Here is a 14,370-nt window from a genome sequence, read left to right on the forward strand (position 1 = left end):
TTCTTGATTTCATGTTTTTATTAAGCTTAACGAACCGCACAACGATTTGGTCCGATCTCCATTTCGCGCTGTTTTTCAACATCAGGTTCGATTTTCCCCAAATTCGTTTCACGGATTTCTTGATAAGCGTTTGGTTGAGGTGGTAAATTACCTGTTACCAGCTCTCTGAATTCCGCTTCATCCTCAATGTTCAATCCATGATTTTCAACAAACAACGTTCCCAATTTTTTAGCGACACTTCCGTCTTCATTCAATTCAGCAATAATCATGAAATGTGATGGCAATACGATTAACTCATCTGATAATTCTCTATAGCGTGAATAAAGTGTTTCTCTCAAGTCCCCTACCCAATCTTCAGCCAATCCGGCTAAGTCCGGTCTGCCGATGGAATCGATGAATAAAATATCTCCAGAAAGCAAGTATTTACCATCGACCACAAATGATGTGGAACCAATGGTATGGCCTGGGGAGTATAATGAATGGATATCAATCGCTGTATGACCAATGGTTAGCACTTTGCCGCTTGCTAATGGCTGATATTCAAAAGTTACCTCCGTTGCATCTTTTGGCGGCAACCAGTATGTTGCATTCGTTCTTTCCGCTATTCGTCTTCCTCCTGAAATATGGTCCGCATGTAGGTGTGTATCAAGAACATGTATGATTTTCACTCCGATACGATCGGCAAAATCAATGTAGGCATCAATCATCCTTGTTGAGTCAATAACGGCTGCTTCACCATTGGATATGACCATGTAAGACAAACAGCCTTTACCAAGCCGGACAAATTGATAGATTTCGCCGCCATCAGTCAAATCACCGATTTTCACTGGTTCCAAATGCTCGCTCCATGCTTTCATTCCGCCCTTTAAATATGAAACGTCCAGTCCTGCTTCAGATAACATCTCGGCCACCATAACAGATGAACCTTCTTTTGCACATACAACCAAGATTTCTTTATTGGTCGGAATTTGATCGATGATTTCTTCCACGCCATCCAGTAAATTAAAGTAAGGGACATTACGGAATATAAAATTCTCCCCTTCAATTTTCCAATCGGTAAAATCATTTTCATTTCGAACATCTAAAATGAATAAGTCCGTTTTATTGATTACTTTCTTTGATACTTCCGCGGCAGTCATTGAATTAAATGTCACCCTGCATACCCCCTGTAGTATTTTAAAATCCAAATTTTTTTCTATTCATTCACTGATATTTGTGTAGGACCGTTCCACTGGCTCATGCCAGGTACAACATTGATCACCTGTACAAAGCCTGTTGCCGTTAGTTTTCGTGCAGCAAGATCACTCCGGCTGCCAGTACGGCAAATGACAAATATCTCGGACTTTTTATCAAGCTCTCCCATACGTTGTTCCAATTCACCCATTGGAAAGGATTTAGCTGTTGGAATATGAGTAAAAGCATACTCTGCTGCTTCTCGAACATCCAAGATGATCGTGTTTTGATTTTCTTCGATTTTTTGAAGAAGTTCTTCATTTGAAATGACATTTTCATGCTGCTTCTCTTCTTGTTCTTCTCCACCTGCTTTCCGAAGATAATGTTTCAAAACAGAAGCTTCTTCAACTGTACCCAAATATTGATGACCTGTACTTTCTGCCCACGCTTTCATATCGGCGGTTGATCCTTTATCAGTCGCTTGAACTTCCAGCACTTCCCCTGCTTCCAGACCGTTCATGGCCTTTTTCGTTTTTACGATTGGCATTGGACAAGCTAAACCTTTGGCATCCAAAACGGAATTTGTCTTAATCATGTTATATCCTCCTTGTTTTTGAATAGGACTGGGGGTATTTTTGGATTTAAAAATTATTCTGTTGGACCTTCCCATTCATTCATTCCGCCCATCATGTTCATCACTTTATACCCATGTTCCTCAAGTAACTGGGCTGCTTTTGAACTTCTGCCCCCTGAACGGCAGACCATGATATATTCCTTTGATTTATCTAGATCCTGCATTTTAAATTCCATTAATCCCAATGGGATATGCATTGCATTCGGTATTTTCCCTGCCTTAACTTCATCTACCTCACGCACATCAATAATATGGATTGGGGTGTTTCCCTTCATTAATGCATGCACTTCATTCGGTAAAATTTCTTTCATGATTTTGTGATCCTCCTTTTTAATCGCGCCATGAACTCATGCCGCCTTTTACGTTGGTGACTTCTTTAAATCCGAGTTTTTTCAATGTCTTACTTGCACTGCTGCTCCTCATTCCACTTTGGCAAATTACAACCACTTCTTTATCTTTTGATAGTTCTTGTGCCCTCTTGTTAAGTTCATTTAAAGGAATATTTTTAAAGCCTCTAATGTGGTTGCCCCTATATTCATTAGGAGTGCGGACATCAATGAATTGCTTACTCCCTTTGTTATTCAACTCAGCTTTTAACTCGGTTGCAGTTATATTGCTTATACCCTTTGCCGGGAAAAAACGCTGATATAAAAACCAAACGATTACACCTAGTATGAAGATATTCACTATAGTTCCCATCTTGCTTCATCCCACCCTAACTTATATTTAAATAAATAAGTTTACATTTCCATCTTCTGCTTCCGCTAAATAAGCTGCGACACCTGCATACTCAATTCCATCCAATAATTCCTCTTGTTGCAAGCCCAATAAATCCATCGTCATTGTACAGGCAATCAGTTTCACTTCTTGTTCTTGAGCCAACTCGATTAAATTTGGCAGTGACATGGCGTTATGTTTTTTCATCACATGTTTGATCATTTTAGGTCCCATTCCAGCAAAGTTCATGTTGGATAGACCCATTTTATCAGAACCGCGTGGCATCATTTTTGCAAACATTTTTTCTAAAAATCCTTTTTTTAATGGTAGAGGCTCATCTTTCCTTAAGGCATTCAATCCCCAGAATGTATGGAAGATCGTCACTTCATGGTCATAAGCTGCCGCACCATTAGCAATGATATAAGCAGCCATTGCCTTATCATAATCACCACTAAATAAGATGATCGTTGTTTTTTTCTTTTCAGTCATATATGTTTTCCCTCCTGAATGGTTACCCATACGCCTCTATATACCGAGTGGGGTATATTTCATTTTAAAAAAATATTCTCTTCACATACTTTCCAAGACGGAATTAGTTACCGTAGCTTTATAACGTTTGCTTTCACATTCTTCAGATTCGGCCCATCTTTTACCTACTTTTAATGAGTAACTCAACGGCCTCCTTGACAAGATGTTCAGTGCCTTCGCCTTTCTCGATGCTTTCCCGAACGCATTGTTCAAGGTTGCTACTTACGATAACACCCATGGTCCTATCAATCGCACTACGTGCAGCAGACAACTGAGTGATGATTTCCCTGCAATCTTTTCCCTCTTCCATCATTCCAAGAACTCCCTTGATTTGTCCTTCCATTCGCTTCAATCGATTTATGACACTTTGATCATATTCCATATGCTGCCCTCCCATCTATTTACAAACACAATCACTGATCTCATAACTTGTTACCTTAATTCCTTTTCTCATTAAGAAACGCAGCCCCAAGTTCACTTCCAATTTATCTGAAGCAATTACATGAATGTTTTCATGTGGGATTTCTTCATTAAAACGCTTCAAATAGGCATAAGGGATATTCAAAACTTCTTTATCGCCTTGATCCCGTTTATGATTATAAGCCCTTATATCAATAATATAGAATCCTGTCTTTCATCCTTTTGACAAGGAATGTTCTTGACAGGTACATACCGTTTATACATAAATCGAACCAAAATAACGATAAATATTATAAACAATGAAAAAATCGCATCCACCACCTGTATCAATTCTAGAATTGTGAGCTTTATTCGTGAACTTGGGCATTTTACTCGTGAATTTGGGCATTTTACTCGTGAATTTGGGCATTTTACTCGTGAGTTGCCCACTTTACCCGTGAGTTTGAGCACTACTCGTGAACTTGGGCATTTCACTCGTGAATTTGAGCACTTTATTCGTGAACTTGGGCATTTCACTCGTGAGTTCGAGCACTTTACTCGTGAGTTTGAGCACTTTACTCGTGAATTTGAGCACTACTCGTGAACTTGGGCATTACACTCGTGAGTTTGAGCACTTTACTCGTGAGTTTGGGCATTTCACTCGTGAGTTTGAGCACTTTACTCGTGAGTTTGGGCATTTCACTCGTGAGTTTGAGCACTTTACTCGTGAATTTGAGCACTTTACTCGTGAGTTTGGGCATTTCACTCGTGAGTTTGAGCACTTTACTCGTGAATTTGAGCACTTTACTCGTGAGTTGTGTTCATGAGTTCACTTTATACCTATGGGGGTATATTGTCAAGGCGTTTGTTCTCACTTTTTATAAAAAGAAAAAGCCACCTAGTTTACGGCAGCTTCACTCTTTAATTCTTCAATTTTTTCAGCACGATAAGAGTTGTGGATAAAACCAGATGTTTTATGCCCCAATATCAACTATTGGTACGTATAGTAGATAGCACTTGAATAAGGGTTAACTCATCGATGTTATTTACAATAAGTCATTCAGCATGGCAAAACCAACCCGCAAAAAGTCCAGTAGAATAAAATCGGGTTATATTCGTAAAGCCAGCTTCTTCCGTGCGTATTTTTTTGCATTTGAACCGGAATTTCTCAATCAATAAAAAATACTTACCTTTATAATTGTTGCAGTATAATCGTCATTGTAATTGGATAACTTAATATGTAAATTGTTGCTTGAATGATCCATGTTTAAGATTACTAAGTCACCTTGCTCTAAAACAATAGTCTCTTTTTCATCTATACTCATTCTACTTTTTCCTTTGACACAATAAAAGGCGTCGGATCTTTTCGTAGTTTCCCTAATATCCAACACTTCAGTATGGATTCCTTGATTCATATGAATCGTGCTAAGGTCTCCTTCGCACCCTTCTGCTAACATCAAATTAAAGTCCGTAACCCTTCCAATACTTCGGGTTGTCCAGCCGCCATCAAACCGATCCTGTTCAAATGGCTTTAAATACACATGGTGCTTTCCTTCATGTTGCAGTGACATTTCACCATCAAGGCTCATGATGATTCTCTGAATGCCTGGAAGGTGGGTAAATGCGGATTCTTCTACCTCAATATCTGCGGTGCTTATCCGCCATTTGAAGTCACGCTTCGAGTAATCTCCATCTTCAGGATAAATAGCAAGTTGAGTTGTTTTACCACCTGACCAAAGACTAGTTATTTGTTCACTTTTTCTTATTACTTTTAGTAAATAGGACAATTATTTTCTCCCCTTTTATTATTACATTATTTCAGTTCAATTCAATTTCCACCAGAGTTTAGATCGAAATTGGTGTAATGTCAATAGGTTGGATACGGTAAACAGAGAGGCATAACAGAGGTTAGGTCCACTGGTCTCTGAATATCGTAGTAAACATTCACACGAGGGCTACATTTTCGAGTGGTGAATGTCCTCGCTTCTGGTTGTAAAAATATTGAATATACTCCAAAATCGCTTGCTTCACTTTCGGCATCTATCCATTTTTACTGTGAAACGACACAATACACACATTTTCAAAACCGTTGCAGAGGTGGATCATACCTCCTTGAAATTGAAGGGTTACGTTGTATTAAGAATCAGACAGAAAAACCATTGTGAATTACCTATGGAAAATTTTTAATTGGAATAAAAAAATCAATACCGAATTTTCTTGGTATAACAACCAAGATATTCGGTATTAACACTGTATTTTATTTTGACCATTTCGGGCTTTTGCACCAAACCACTTTTTTCATACCTTAATAACCCCGATAAACAAAGGCTAGTATTTATGAAATTCATTCCATAAATACTAGTGAAGAACAAATTATCATTTAAATAGATTAATACTTATAATGATAATTGGCATGGCAAAAACATCAATAAGAAATGCACCCACAATTGGAACGATTAAATACGCTTTACTTGAAGGTCCATATTTAGCGGTAATCGTTGACATATTGGCCATAGCATTTGGTGTAGCCCCTATACCGTGTCCGATAAACCCACCAACCATAACAGCCGCATCGTAGTTTTTGCCAAGGAAACGAAACATTATGAATATACTTAAAAGTATAATGAATATTACTTGTATCACCACAATTAAAATAATAGGTAAAGCAAGGTCAGCAACTTCCCATAGTTTTATACTCATTAAAGCCATTGATAAGAAAATCCCTAAAGTAATATCTCCAATAAAATTTATACTAGGCATTTCGATAATTTTTCCATTTATTTTATCTAAAATATTCCGAACTATTACAGCCACGATCATTGCTCCAACATAATTCGGTAAAACGTAACCTGTCTTCGCCGAAAATAACTCTCCTAAATATGAACCTAAAGCCATACAAAATGTTAGTATCAATACTTGTTTCATGAATGAAGCTACATTTATTTCTATTTTGTCTTCCATTTCTTTCTTTTCTTGAATTTCAATATCTTCTTTGCTTGGTGTTAATTTGTGTTTATTAATTAGGTACTTTACAGTGGGACCTCCAACTAATCCACCAAATACTAACCCTAAAGTAGCTGCTGCTATTCCAATTGCTTGGGCAGATTGAATTCCTAGCGATTCAATGGTTCCACCAAAAGCTGTAGCTGCACCAATACCCCCTTCCATTGAAATTGCTCCTGCCATCATACCAATCAACGGATCAATGCCGAAAACGGGCGCTAAAGAAATGCCAATTAAATTTTGAGCAAAGGCCAAAAACCCACATAATAACCAATATATTAATAATATTTTACCGCCTACTTTTACTAATTGAAAACTAGCACCTAATCCGACGGTGGTGAAAAATGTCAACATGAACAATCCCTGTAGTGTTGTATCCAATGAAATCGTTACGTTTAGAAAGGTTTTAAGACTTGTAGCGACTATTGCAAAAAGTAATCCTCCAACAACAGGAGCAGGGATACAAAAATGTTTAAATAATTTTACTTTCTTAACGATAATCCCACCTAGTGCTAAAAGCATTATCGCTAAAAAAATAGTTATTGTTTGATTAATCTCGATGGTCATATTATTATCTCCTGTCTACGCACATGAATACTTCATTTATTAGGTTTGCAGCTAGTTTTACAGTGCGATTATCATAATCTAATGATGGATTTACTTCACAGATATCAAATGAAATAGTTTTCTCATGTGAAATGATTTTGCGAATTAATTGTCTAACCATTTTTCCAGAGAGACCAAAGGAGGAAGGTGCACTAACACCAGGTGCTTCAGAAGCGCTGATAACATCCATACAAAGTGTTAATATAATAACATCATTTTGATTCATAAAATTTAGAATTTTCTCTTCGTTTTCATGAGAAATCTCGTTAACTAATTCTTCTTCCAATATCCAAGAACAACCAAGTGAAGTTGCAGTGTTAAATAATTTTTTTGTATTTCCATAACGTTGAATACCAATCGGCAAATAACTAGCATGATGATCATGATCTAATATTTGTTTAAACATCGTTCCAGAAGAGGTGATTTCCTCATAAGATCGTAAGTCAAAATGAGCATCAATGTTAAGAATGCCTATTTTAACATTGGGTCCAACACTCGACCTAATTCCAAGATAATGACCATAAAAGGTTTCATGTCCGCCCCCAAAAATAATAGGAAACATATTTTTGGTTAATATTTTTTCTACGTGACTTCCTAATTCAGCTTGTGCTGCTTCTAACTGTTGATTTTCACAAATGATATTTCCGAAATCAACTAGACCATCTGCTGATTGGCCGTGCCAAGATAAAGAAGATAAGGATTTACGTATTTCATTGGGAGCTTCTTTGCTTCCAAGTCTTCCTTTATTCCTCCGTACTCCTTCTTCAGAAGAGAACCCTATTATTCCACATGTATTTTTTGTTGATGTTATTTGATGATCCTTAACTATTTGATGAATTCTAAATTCATCTTTATCTATTAAACTATCTGTTCTGCCTTTCCATAAATCCATATTTGGTAACGTATACATTTCTTTTCCCTCCACATAAATAAAAATATTTCATATTTGCAATCGCCAATCAATTTCGGGCTGTACTATTTTAAAAGATCTGGTGCAATGGCTTGTCCTTTTTGCTTTCGTTAAACGTGGATAGGCTATTGACTTTTACGACCTGATGCATTTTGCACATCCCCGCTTTCGCTGCACTGTAACCCCCAGTCCAGCAATGTATCCCATTATGATGTATATCTATATTCCCTCCTGTCTGTCTAATGGTTTTACTATAATTTTAATTAAGCAAGTTTCATGCCAGGTTCATCTCCATAAAAACAGTGGGAAATTAAGATATTTTCAAAATAAAAAGTAGGCGAAAATTGCCGCTCGGCAATTTCCGCCTACTTTTCTTCCCGATATTTCTTCAACTTGTCTCGCAATGTCCTCTCCCCGATGCCAATTGTTTGGGCTGTCCTCCTTTGATGACCGTTAAAAGCGGCAAGATTATGAAGAATCACTCTTTTTTCGATTTCTTCAAGCGGTTCGCCGACATAAACTGGGATTAAGGTGTTACCAAAAAATGCGCGCGAGCTTTTTTGGATATCGGAGGGTAAATCAGCTTTCTGTATATAAGACTCATTCGTAAGCGCAATGGCTCTTTCAATCAAATTCTGCAATTCACGAATATTTCCTGGGAAGTCATATTGCTGTAAAAGCTGCAACGCTTCATGGGAAATTCCTTCAACAGGTTTTCCCATTCGATCACCGATTTTTGCAATGAAAAATTCCAACAACAAAGGAATGTCTTCTTTTCGTTCACGTAAAGACGGAAGGTGAATCGGAATCACATTCAATCTGTAATATAAATCTTCACGAAATCGATTTTCTTTTACTTCTTTAACCAAGTCTCTGTTTGTCGCAGCAATAATACGGACATCGATGCTGACTTCTTCTACCCCTCCAACGGGCATTACCTTTCTCTCTTGTAGAACACGCAAAATTTTCCCCTGCAGCGCCAAATCCATCTCACCGATTTCGTCAAGAAAGATTGTCCCTCCTTCCGCCAACACAAAAAGTCCATATTTCCGCTGTGACGCACCTGTAAATGCGCCCTTTTCGTATCCAAATAATTCTGATTCCAACAGGTGAGTCGGAATGGCCGCACAATTAATAGCCTGAAACTTTTTGTTTCTGCGCTTGCTTTGATTATGGATTGTTCTGGCGACGACTTCTTTACCGGTTCCACTTTCCCCTTCTATGAGAATGTTAGAATCGATATCCTTCACTTTATCGATTAAGGAGAATATATTGCGCATTGCCAAACTTTCACCGATAAGGCCATTCACACCTGCCACCTTATCCAATTCTTCACTCAGCCATTTCACTTTGGATTGAAGCGTATATACTTCTTCTGCTTTTTGCATCAGCACTTCCAATTCATCAATATGAAGTGGCTTTGTCGCATATGTAAATGCTCCCTTACGCATGGCTTCTACGGAAGATGGAATGGTACCGTATGCTGTCATCATAATGACAACCGTCGAGGGGGAGAGGCGTTTGATTTCTTCTAACACTTCCATCCCATTGTATTCCCCGATTTTTAAATCCAGCAAAACGATGGCGATTTCAGCCCTTTCGAGAAGAGGGAGCGCTTCGCGTGGGTCTGTAAACGAATAAACGTGATACTGGTCTTCCAATGCAAACGTTAGTGACTGACAAATGGTTGGCTCATCATCAATAATCATGATATGGTGCATCGTATTCACCCTTTCTGTTTTAATGCTGTAAACAAATGGTCACTACAGTTCCCTTTCCTTCTTCACTTCTTGTCTCAATAGTACCATCGTTTTCTTTGACAAGTTTATACGAAATTGAAAGCCCAAGCCCGACCCCGTTTGGTTTTCTGGTGTAAAACGGTTCAAAGATCTTATCAATGTCTTCTTCCGAAATGCCGATTCCTTCATCCTCGATTTCAACCACAGTGAATATGTCCCGATAATATGTCCGAAATATAAGGGTTCCCCCTTGATTGGACGCTTGAATGGCATTGAGAATGACGTTCACCAGCACTTGTTTGATCTGCTGTGTATCTGCAGTTGTCAGAATGTCACCAGCGAACTCATGAACAATACGCAGGTTTTTTTCTTTGATTTTCGGCTTAAGCAATAGCTCTATCCCTTTCATGGTGTCATTCACAGAAAAAGTGACAGGCTCTGATTTTTTAGGGCGAGAATAATCGAGCAAATCGTTAATTAATGTATTAAGTCGGGTAATTTCACTTGTAACCTGTTCGGAAAAGAACGTACGGAAATCTGCGCTTGCAAATTTTTTCGGCAGCAATTGGGTATAGGTAAGGATGGACATTAACGGGTTTCGTATTTCATGAGCGATACCTGCCACGAGTTGTCCCAATGAACGCAATCGGTCATCCTGAGCCACTTTTCTCTCAAGCTGTTTTTGTTCCGTAATATCGAAAAAGTTCAACACCGCACCTACACTTTCTCCCCCAATAGTCTGAATTGGATACACGCTGTAAGTAATATGCCTTTTTTTGCTCGCAAACTGAGACCACACCGTTTCCTTTTGTAAGAAGACCCTCTTTTTCTCTAACGCAGCTCTAATCTCCTTTTCTGGGATGAAAGAGACAATGGGCAGATCCTGAAAAGGTTTTCTAACAACACTGCTATCCAACTCCAAATATTCCATGGCCCTAACATTAATCATTGATACAAGACCTTGCTGATTCAGTGTAATAAGCGAACTGTAGGCACTGTTTAATACTTGTTGCTGAAAATGGATATTTTCCTCAAGGAGCAGCATCTTCTCTTCCAAGTCTTTATTCACGTACTCAATTTGCTCGGTTCGCTTAGCGACTTCTCGTTTAAGACTGAGATTCCACCATAAGATGAGAGTAATCACAATGAAGGTTAGAAAAAGACCAATTTCCAAATACAACATGGTTTTGCGTAATCGTTGAGTATTCGGCAGGATATACTCCCCGAACCACTTTTTCTCTATCTTTTCATACGTTCCATCTTTCTTGATTTGAGAAATTCCCTGATCGAATAATTTCAGCAAATCTTTGTTTTTCGGCATCACAGCTACAGCATAATTTGTGGTGTCAAGTGACTCACCGACAATCTTAATAAGTGATTGCTGCTCATTTTTCTGTAGAAAATATTGACCCGTAATCCGATTTCCAATGAAAGCATCCACTTTTCCGTCGATCAACGACTGAACGGCTTCTTGTTGATTGTTCGTTTCCACCAATTGCAAACGATCGACTTTGCTTAATAAACCGCGTGCAACATCACCTTTTTGTACGGCTACTTTCCGGCCTTTTAGATCTTCGATTTTTCGGATATACATGTTATCTTTCAACACAAAAATTCCTTGTGAACTTGTGAAATACGGATCAGAAAAATCATAAATCTCTTCACGTTCCTGATTGTACTTCATACCTTGAATCGCATCCACTCTTCCCGAGCGCATAGCTTGTACTGCCTCGTTCCACGGCATAGGATAGTATTCGAATCTAATGCCAGTCTCGATAGAAATGGCGTTCATGATATCCACATTAAAACCAGTATAAACGCCCGAATCGCTCAAGTATTCGAAAGGTGGAAAGTTATTATCCCCTGCAACCCGTATCACTTTTTGGGCTTCCGAACTCACTGCTAAAGGAAAGAAACAGCCAAAAAAGAAAAGGAAGACGGTTATAACGGCACAGATAATATGTAATTTTCGCATCGCCTCACCCCTTTTTTCTATACATACAGTTTCGTATCATAAATGTGTATATATACCATGTACAAAGACTCTATTATGATAACTTTTTAAAGTATATAAGAAAAGCTTAAGTGTATCTAATAACCCTTGATCCAAATCACTTCATACGAAGCTTGGATAAAGGAAATTAAAAAATGGTAGCAAATCTAATTAATATTAATTTTTTGATTGGTAAATGGATTGTAGATAATGTTCAATTAATCGTGGGAATAGGAGGGAAAATCCCTTATTTTTTTGTTTAAGGAAATGTATGTTCGTAAACGTTCGCATACTCTTTTCTCACATGAATGAACGTTGAAACTGACTTTTTTGCATCATTATTTTGATGTTAAGGGGTTCCATCACATTTAATCTCAATCTATGACTCAAAATTTTTGGAATAGCAGTCTTTACTTAGTTTTTTTCGCCAGCCATTCTATTTCTAGTAGTTGGGTTGGCAGATTGGCCGCAGACTCTACCTTTGTCATAGCATTTCCAGTACTTCATGCTTGTGTTCAAAAAAGACATGCTCCTTTTTTTAGGAATCATGCCTTTATGTAAGGAAAATAGATATTGAAACAAGGAACTACCCTATGCGTTTCTTTCAACTCTATTCTAACTCAAATTATATGTTTGACTGTGTATAGTATATTTATTGATTTTTTCCAAACTTGGTTCATAGCCAATTCCGGGCAATTCTGGAACCATGATCATTCCGTTGTCTACCGTAACTTCAGGTTCAATAATATCTTCTGCCCAGTAGAGGGAGGAAGCTGCGGTATCCCCAGGAAGGGTAAAGTTTGGCAGGGAAGTGATGGCAATATTATGCGCTCTTCCTATTCCTGATTCCAGCATCCCCCCACACCATAGTGGAATTTCATGTTTAAGACATAAATCATGAATTTTCTTAGCTTCAGTCAAGCCCCCGACTCGGCCAATCTTAATATTAATAATTTTACAACTTCCTAATTTAATAGCTTTTCTAGCATCTTCCAATGAGTGAATGCTTTCATCCAGGCAAATAGGTGTTTTTAACCTTGACTGTAAATCTGCATGGTCAATGATATCGTTATAGGCAAGCGGTTGTTCAATCATCATTAAATTAAAATCATCCAAGGCGGATAACCGGTCTATATCTTGTAAGGTATAAGCTGAATTTGCATCTGCCATTAGAGGAATTTCAGGATATACTTTTCGGACCTTGTCTATTAATTCAACATCCCAGCCCGGTTTGATTTTAAGTTTAAACCGTTTATAGCCTTCTCCGAGACAAGTTTCAATCATATCCAGAGTCGAATCAATCGAGTCCTTTATTCCAATGCTCACCCCCACTTCAATTTTCTTTTTTATTCCACCTAACGCACTCGCAAGAGAAGCATTTTGCTTTTTCGCATATAGATCCCAAACTGCACCCTCTATAGCAGCTTTTGCCATGTAATTGCCGCGAATATGCTTGAAATATTTTTCAGAGATTTCATCAGGATGCTGGATTTCGTTTTTTAGGATTATTGGAATTAAATAATCTTCGAGTATATGCCAGTTTGTTTTTAAAGTCTCTTCATTATAAAGAGGGTCGAGCATCGCAACAGATTCTGCCCATCCGGAAATGCCGTCATCGCTTTGGGCTTCTACAAGGATAAAATCCCTATCGTATTCCGTCCCAAAGCTAGTTGTAAAAGGTTCAAGCAAATCAAGCTTCAGATGCCTTAAAATAACTTGTTTAATTTTCACTGGGAGATCTCCTTTGTTGATAAAACTGTTAAAATAGCAGTCCTACCATTTTTTTATTACATGCAAACAGCATCCTGATATTACTTTATAAAAACTCTTACAGGATTATTTCCTTGAGAGCACATAAAATTGAATGGGAATTTCCGTCATGGGATTCTTTATAAAATCTATTACCTGCCATCCTTGCTGAAATAAATCGGTAAAAATGTCCCTGGTTTTCATTCGCCATTCATTGGCCGCTTGAATATTTGTGTCTCGTATTGTTCGGAAATCTTTTGGAATGGCCACAAAAGCTATATCACATTCTTGTTCAGGCAGCGGAAGAGTGACAGTAGGAACCGGCAAGCCCTTTTCAATGGTATCCCATTGAATCAGCGAGTTCTCTATCATATAGTCCTGCGCGATTCCCCGTCCTCTAGAATCCGTTGTCTCCTTCTTGCCAATATGCCATTCGACAAGAAAGCGGTCAGAAGGAATTCCACTGTTTAATAGATCTTCCATTTCACCATAGCAGTTTGGGATATATGTAGAACAGACCCCACCAAGCTTGCCTATATTTAAATACCCATTAATACTTTCTAAGGGATCGTATGTCCAGGTAATAAGGGAATAGCCGAGCTTTATCGCTTCTTCACGTTGTGCTAGTTTTAGCTTCTCCCCTATTCCTTTGTTGCGAAATTGCCCATCTATGCCTAGAATATGTGAACAAAGATAGGCTGATTTACCATTGAAACCCGGAAAGCTGTATTGAAATCCAATCAGCTGATCCTCGCAATAAGCTCCTAAAACCAAACCACCGTTTTTCACTGCTGTTATAGTTTGGTGTGAGGGGATTGAATCAGTATCCCCCCAAATGTTAGATTCTAGCTTTCTTACGTCCTCAAGTTCTTCCATTCGATGAAGGGAACGAATTACAATTTCCTGTGTTTTCGTCATG

General features: G+C 38.2%; 16 protein-coding genes. 2 read left to right on the top strand and 14 right to left on the bottom strand.

Translation table 11 applies throughout. The annotated features are described in order from the left end of the window. Nucleotides 1-26: 26 nt before the first annotated feature. From LQ203_RS06155 to LQ203_RS06180, 6 genes are all read right to left on the bottom strand, one after another. Nucleotides 27-1,154, bottom strand: coding sequence for an MBL fold metallo-hydrolase (locus LQ203_RS06155; RefSeq protein WP_230156583.1), 1,128 nt, complete (start codon nt 1,152-1,154; stop codon nt 27-29). Nucleotides 1,155-1,195: 41 nt separating this feature from the next. After that, nucleotides 1,196-1,768: a sulfurtransferase TusA family protein gene (locus LQ203_RS06160; protein ID WP_230156585.1), complete on the bottom strand. Its 573-nt coding sequence runs from the start codon at nt 1,766-1,768 to the stop codon at nt 1,196-1,198. Nucleotides 1,769-1,821: 53 nt separating this feature from the next. Continuing rightward, nucleotides 1,822-2,118, bottom strand: coding sequence for a rhodanese-like domain-containing protein (locus LQ203_RS06165; RefSeq protein WP_230156587.1), 297 nt, complete (start codon nt 2,116-2,118; stop codon nt 1,822-1,824). 19 nt (nt 2,119-2,137) lie between these two features. Beyond that, complete coding sequence (locus tag LQ203_RS06170) at nt 2,138-2,506, bottom strand: rhodanese-like domain-containing protein (protein ID WP_230156590.1); 369 nt, start codon at nt 2,504-2,506, stop codon at nt 2,138-2,140. Between the two features lie 27 nt (nt 2,507-2,533). Then, on the bottom strand, nt 2,534-3,013 hold the full coding sequence (locus LQ203_RS06175; protein ID WP_230156592.1) for a DsrE/DsrF/DrsH-like family protein: 480 nt from the start codon (nt 3,011-3,013) through the stop codon (nt 2,534-2,536). A 160-nt stretch (nt 3,014-3,173) separates the two neighbouring features. Next, nucleotides 3,174-3,434, bottom strand: a complete 261-nt coding sequence (locus tag LQ203_RS06180; protein WP_230156594.1) for a metal-sensitive transcriptional regulator — start codon at nt 3,432-3,434, stop codon at nt 3,174-3,176. A gap of 276 nt (nt 3,435-3,710) precedes the next feature. Between LQ203_RS06180 and LQ203_RS06185 the strand changes: the two genes are divergently transcribed. Together LQ203_RS06185 and LQ203_RS06190 are read left to right on the top strand one after the other, a co-directional pair. After that, the gene (locus tag LQ203_RS06185; protein WP_230156595.1) at nt 3,711-4,055 is read left to right on the top strand and encodes a hypothetical protein; all 345 of its coding nucleotides are present in this window, start codon (nt 3,711-3,713) and stop codon (nt 4,053-4,055) included. Next, entirely contained in the window at nt 4,033-4,278 is a 246-nt protein-coding gene (locus LQ203_RS06190; RefSeq protein WP_230156597.1) for a hypothetical protein, read from the top strand. Before LQ203_RS06185 ends, LQ203_RS06190 begins: the two co-directional genes overlap by 23 nt. A gap of 345 nt (nt 4,279-4,623) precedes the next feature. Here LQ203_RS06190 and LQ203_RS06195 read toward each other — a convergent pair whose 3' ends face one another. The 8 genes from LQ203_RS06195 to LQ203_RS06225 all read right to left on the bottom strand — a co-directional run bounded on the left by LQ203_RS06195 (nt 4,624) and on the right by LQ203_RS06225 (nt 14,369). After that, nucleotides 4,624-5,238, bottom strand: coding sequence for a HutD family protein (locus tag LQ203_RS06195; protein ID WP_230156599.1), 615 nt, complete (start codon nt 5,236-5,238; stop codon nt 4,624-4,626). A gap of 157 nt (nt 5,239-5,395) precedes the next feature. Then, complete coding sequence (locus LQ203_RS27660) at nt 5,396-5,491, bottom strand: IS3 family transposase (protein WP_356713975.1); 96 nt, start codon at nt 5,489-5,491, stop codon at nt 5,396-5,398. Between the two features lie 336 nt (nt 5,492-5,827). Next, on the bottom strand, nt 5,828-7,021 hold the full coding sequence (gene gltS / locus LQ203_RS06200) for a sodium/glutamate symporter (RefSeq protein WP_230156601.1): 1,194 nt from the start codon (nt 7,019-7,021) through the stop codon (nt 5,828-5,830). 4 nt (nt 7,022-7,025) lie between these two features. Then, nucleotides 7,026-7,970: a formimidoylglutamase gene (gene hutG / locus LQ203_RS06205; RefSeq protein ID WP_230156603.1), complete on the bottom strand. Its 945-nt coding sequence runs from the start codon at nt 7,968-7,970 to the stop codon at nt 7,026-7,028. A gap of 365 nt (nt 7,971-8,335) precedes the next feature. After that, complete coding sequence (locus tag LQ203_RS06210; protein ID WP_230156606.1) at nt 8,336-9,691, bottom strand: sigma-54 dependent transcriptional regulator; 1,356 nt, start codon at nt 9,689-9,691, stop codon at nt 8,336-8,338. 19 nt (nt 9,692-9,710) lie between these two features. Then, a complete protein-coding gene (locus LQ203_RS06215; RefSeq protein ID WP_230156607.1) occupies nt 9,711-11,684 on the bottom strand; it encodes a transporter substrate-binding domain-containing protein in 1,974 nt (657 codons plus the stop codon). Between the two features lie 633 nt (nt 11,685-12,317). Then, complete coding sequence (menC, locus tag LQ203_RS06220; RefSeq protein WP_230156608.1) at nt 12,318-13,433, bottom strand: o-succinylbenzoate synthase; 1,116 nt, start codon at nt 13,431-13,433, stop codon at nt 12,318-12,320. A 105-nt stretch (nt 13,434-13,538) separates the two neighbouring features. After that, a complete protein-coding gene (locus LQ203_RS06225) occupies nt 13,539-14,369 on the bottom strand; it encodes a GNAT family N-acetyltransferase (RefSeq protein WP_230156609.1) in 831 nt (276 codons plus the stop codon). Nucleotide 14,370 lies beyond the last annotated feature (1 nt).

The organism is Peribacillus sp. Bi96 (assembly GCF_918698115.1).
GTDB lineage: Bacteria > Bacillota > Bacilli > Bacillales > DSM-1321 > Peribacillus.

Excerpts from the sequence above, each read along its gene's own strand:
- LQ203_RS06225 (WP_230156609.1), bottom strand. The coding sequence starts at position 14,369 with ATGACGAAAACACAGGAAATTGTAATTCGTTCCCTTCATCGAATGGAA.
- gltS (WP_230156601.1), bottom strand. The coding sequence starts at position 7,021 with ATGACCATCGAGATTAATCAAACAATAACTATTTTTTTAGCGATAATG.
- hutG (WP_230156603.1), bottom strand. The coding sequence starts at position 7,970 with ATGTATACGTTACCAAATATGGATTTATGGAAAGGCAGAACAGATAGT.
- LQ203_RS06180 (WP_230156594.1), bottom strand. The coding sequence starts at position 3,434 with ATGGAATATGATCAAAGTGTCATAAATCGATTGAAGCGAATGGAAGGA.
- LQ203_RS06165 (WP_230156587.1), bottom strand. The coding sequence starts at position 2,118 with ATGAAAGAAATTTTACCGAATGAAGTGCATGCATTAATGAAGGGAAAC.
- LQ203_RS06210 (WP_230156606.1), bottom strand. The coding sequence starts at position 9,691 with ATGCACCATATCATGATTATTGATGATGAGCCAACCATTTGTCAGTCA.
- LQ203_RS06160 (WP_230156585.1), bottom strand. The coding sequence starts at position 1,768 with ATGATTAAGACAAATTCCGTTTTGGATGCCAAAGGTTTAGCTTGTCCA.
- LQ203_RS06170 (WP_230156590.1), bottom strand. The coding sequence starts at position 2,506 with ATGGGAACTATAGTGAATATCTTCATACTAGGTGTAATCGTTTGGTTT.
- LQ203_RS06175 (WP_230156592.1), bottom strand. The coding sequence starts at position 3,013 with ATGACTGAAAAGAAAAAAACAACGATCATCTTATTTAGTGGTGATTAT.
- LQ203_RS06215 (WP_230156607.1), bottom strand. The coding sequence starts at position 11,684 with ATGCGAAAATTACATATTATCTGTGCCGTTATAACCGTCTTCCTTTTC.
- LQ203_RS27660 (WP_356713975.1), bottom strand. The coding sequence starts at position 5,491 with ATGCCGAAAGTGAAGCAAGCGATTTTGGAGTATATTCAATATTTTTAC.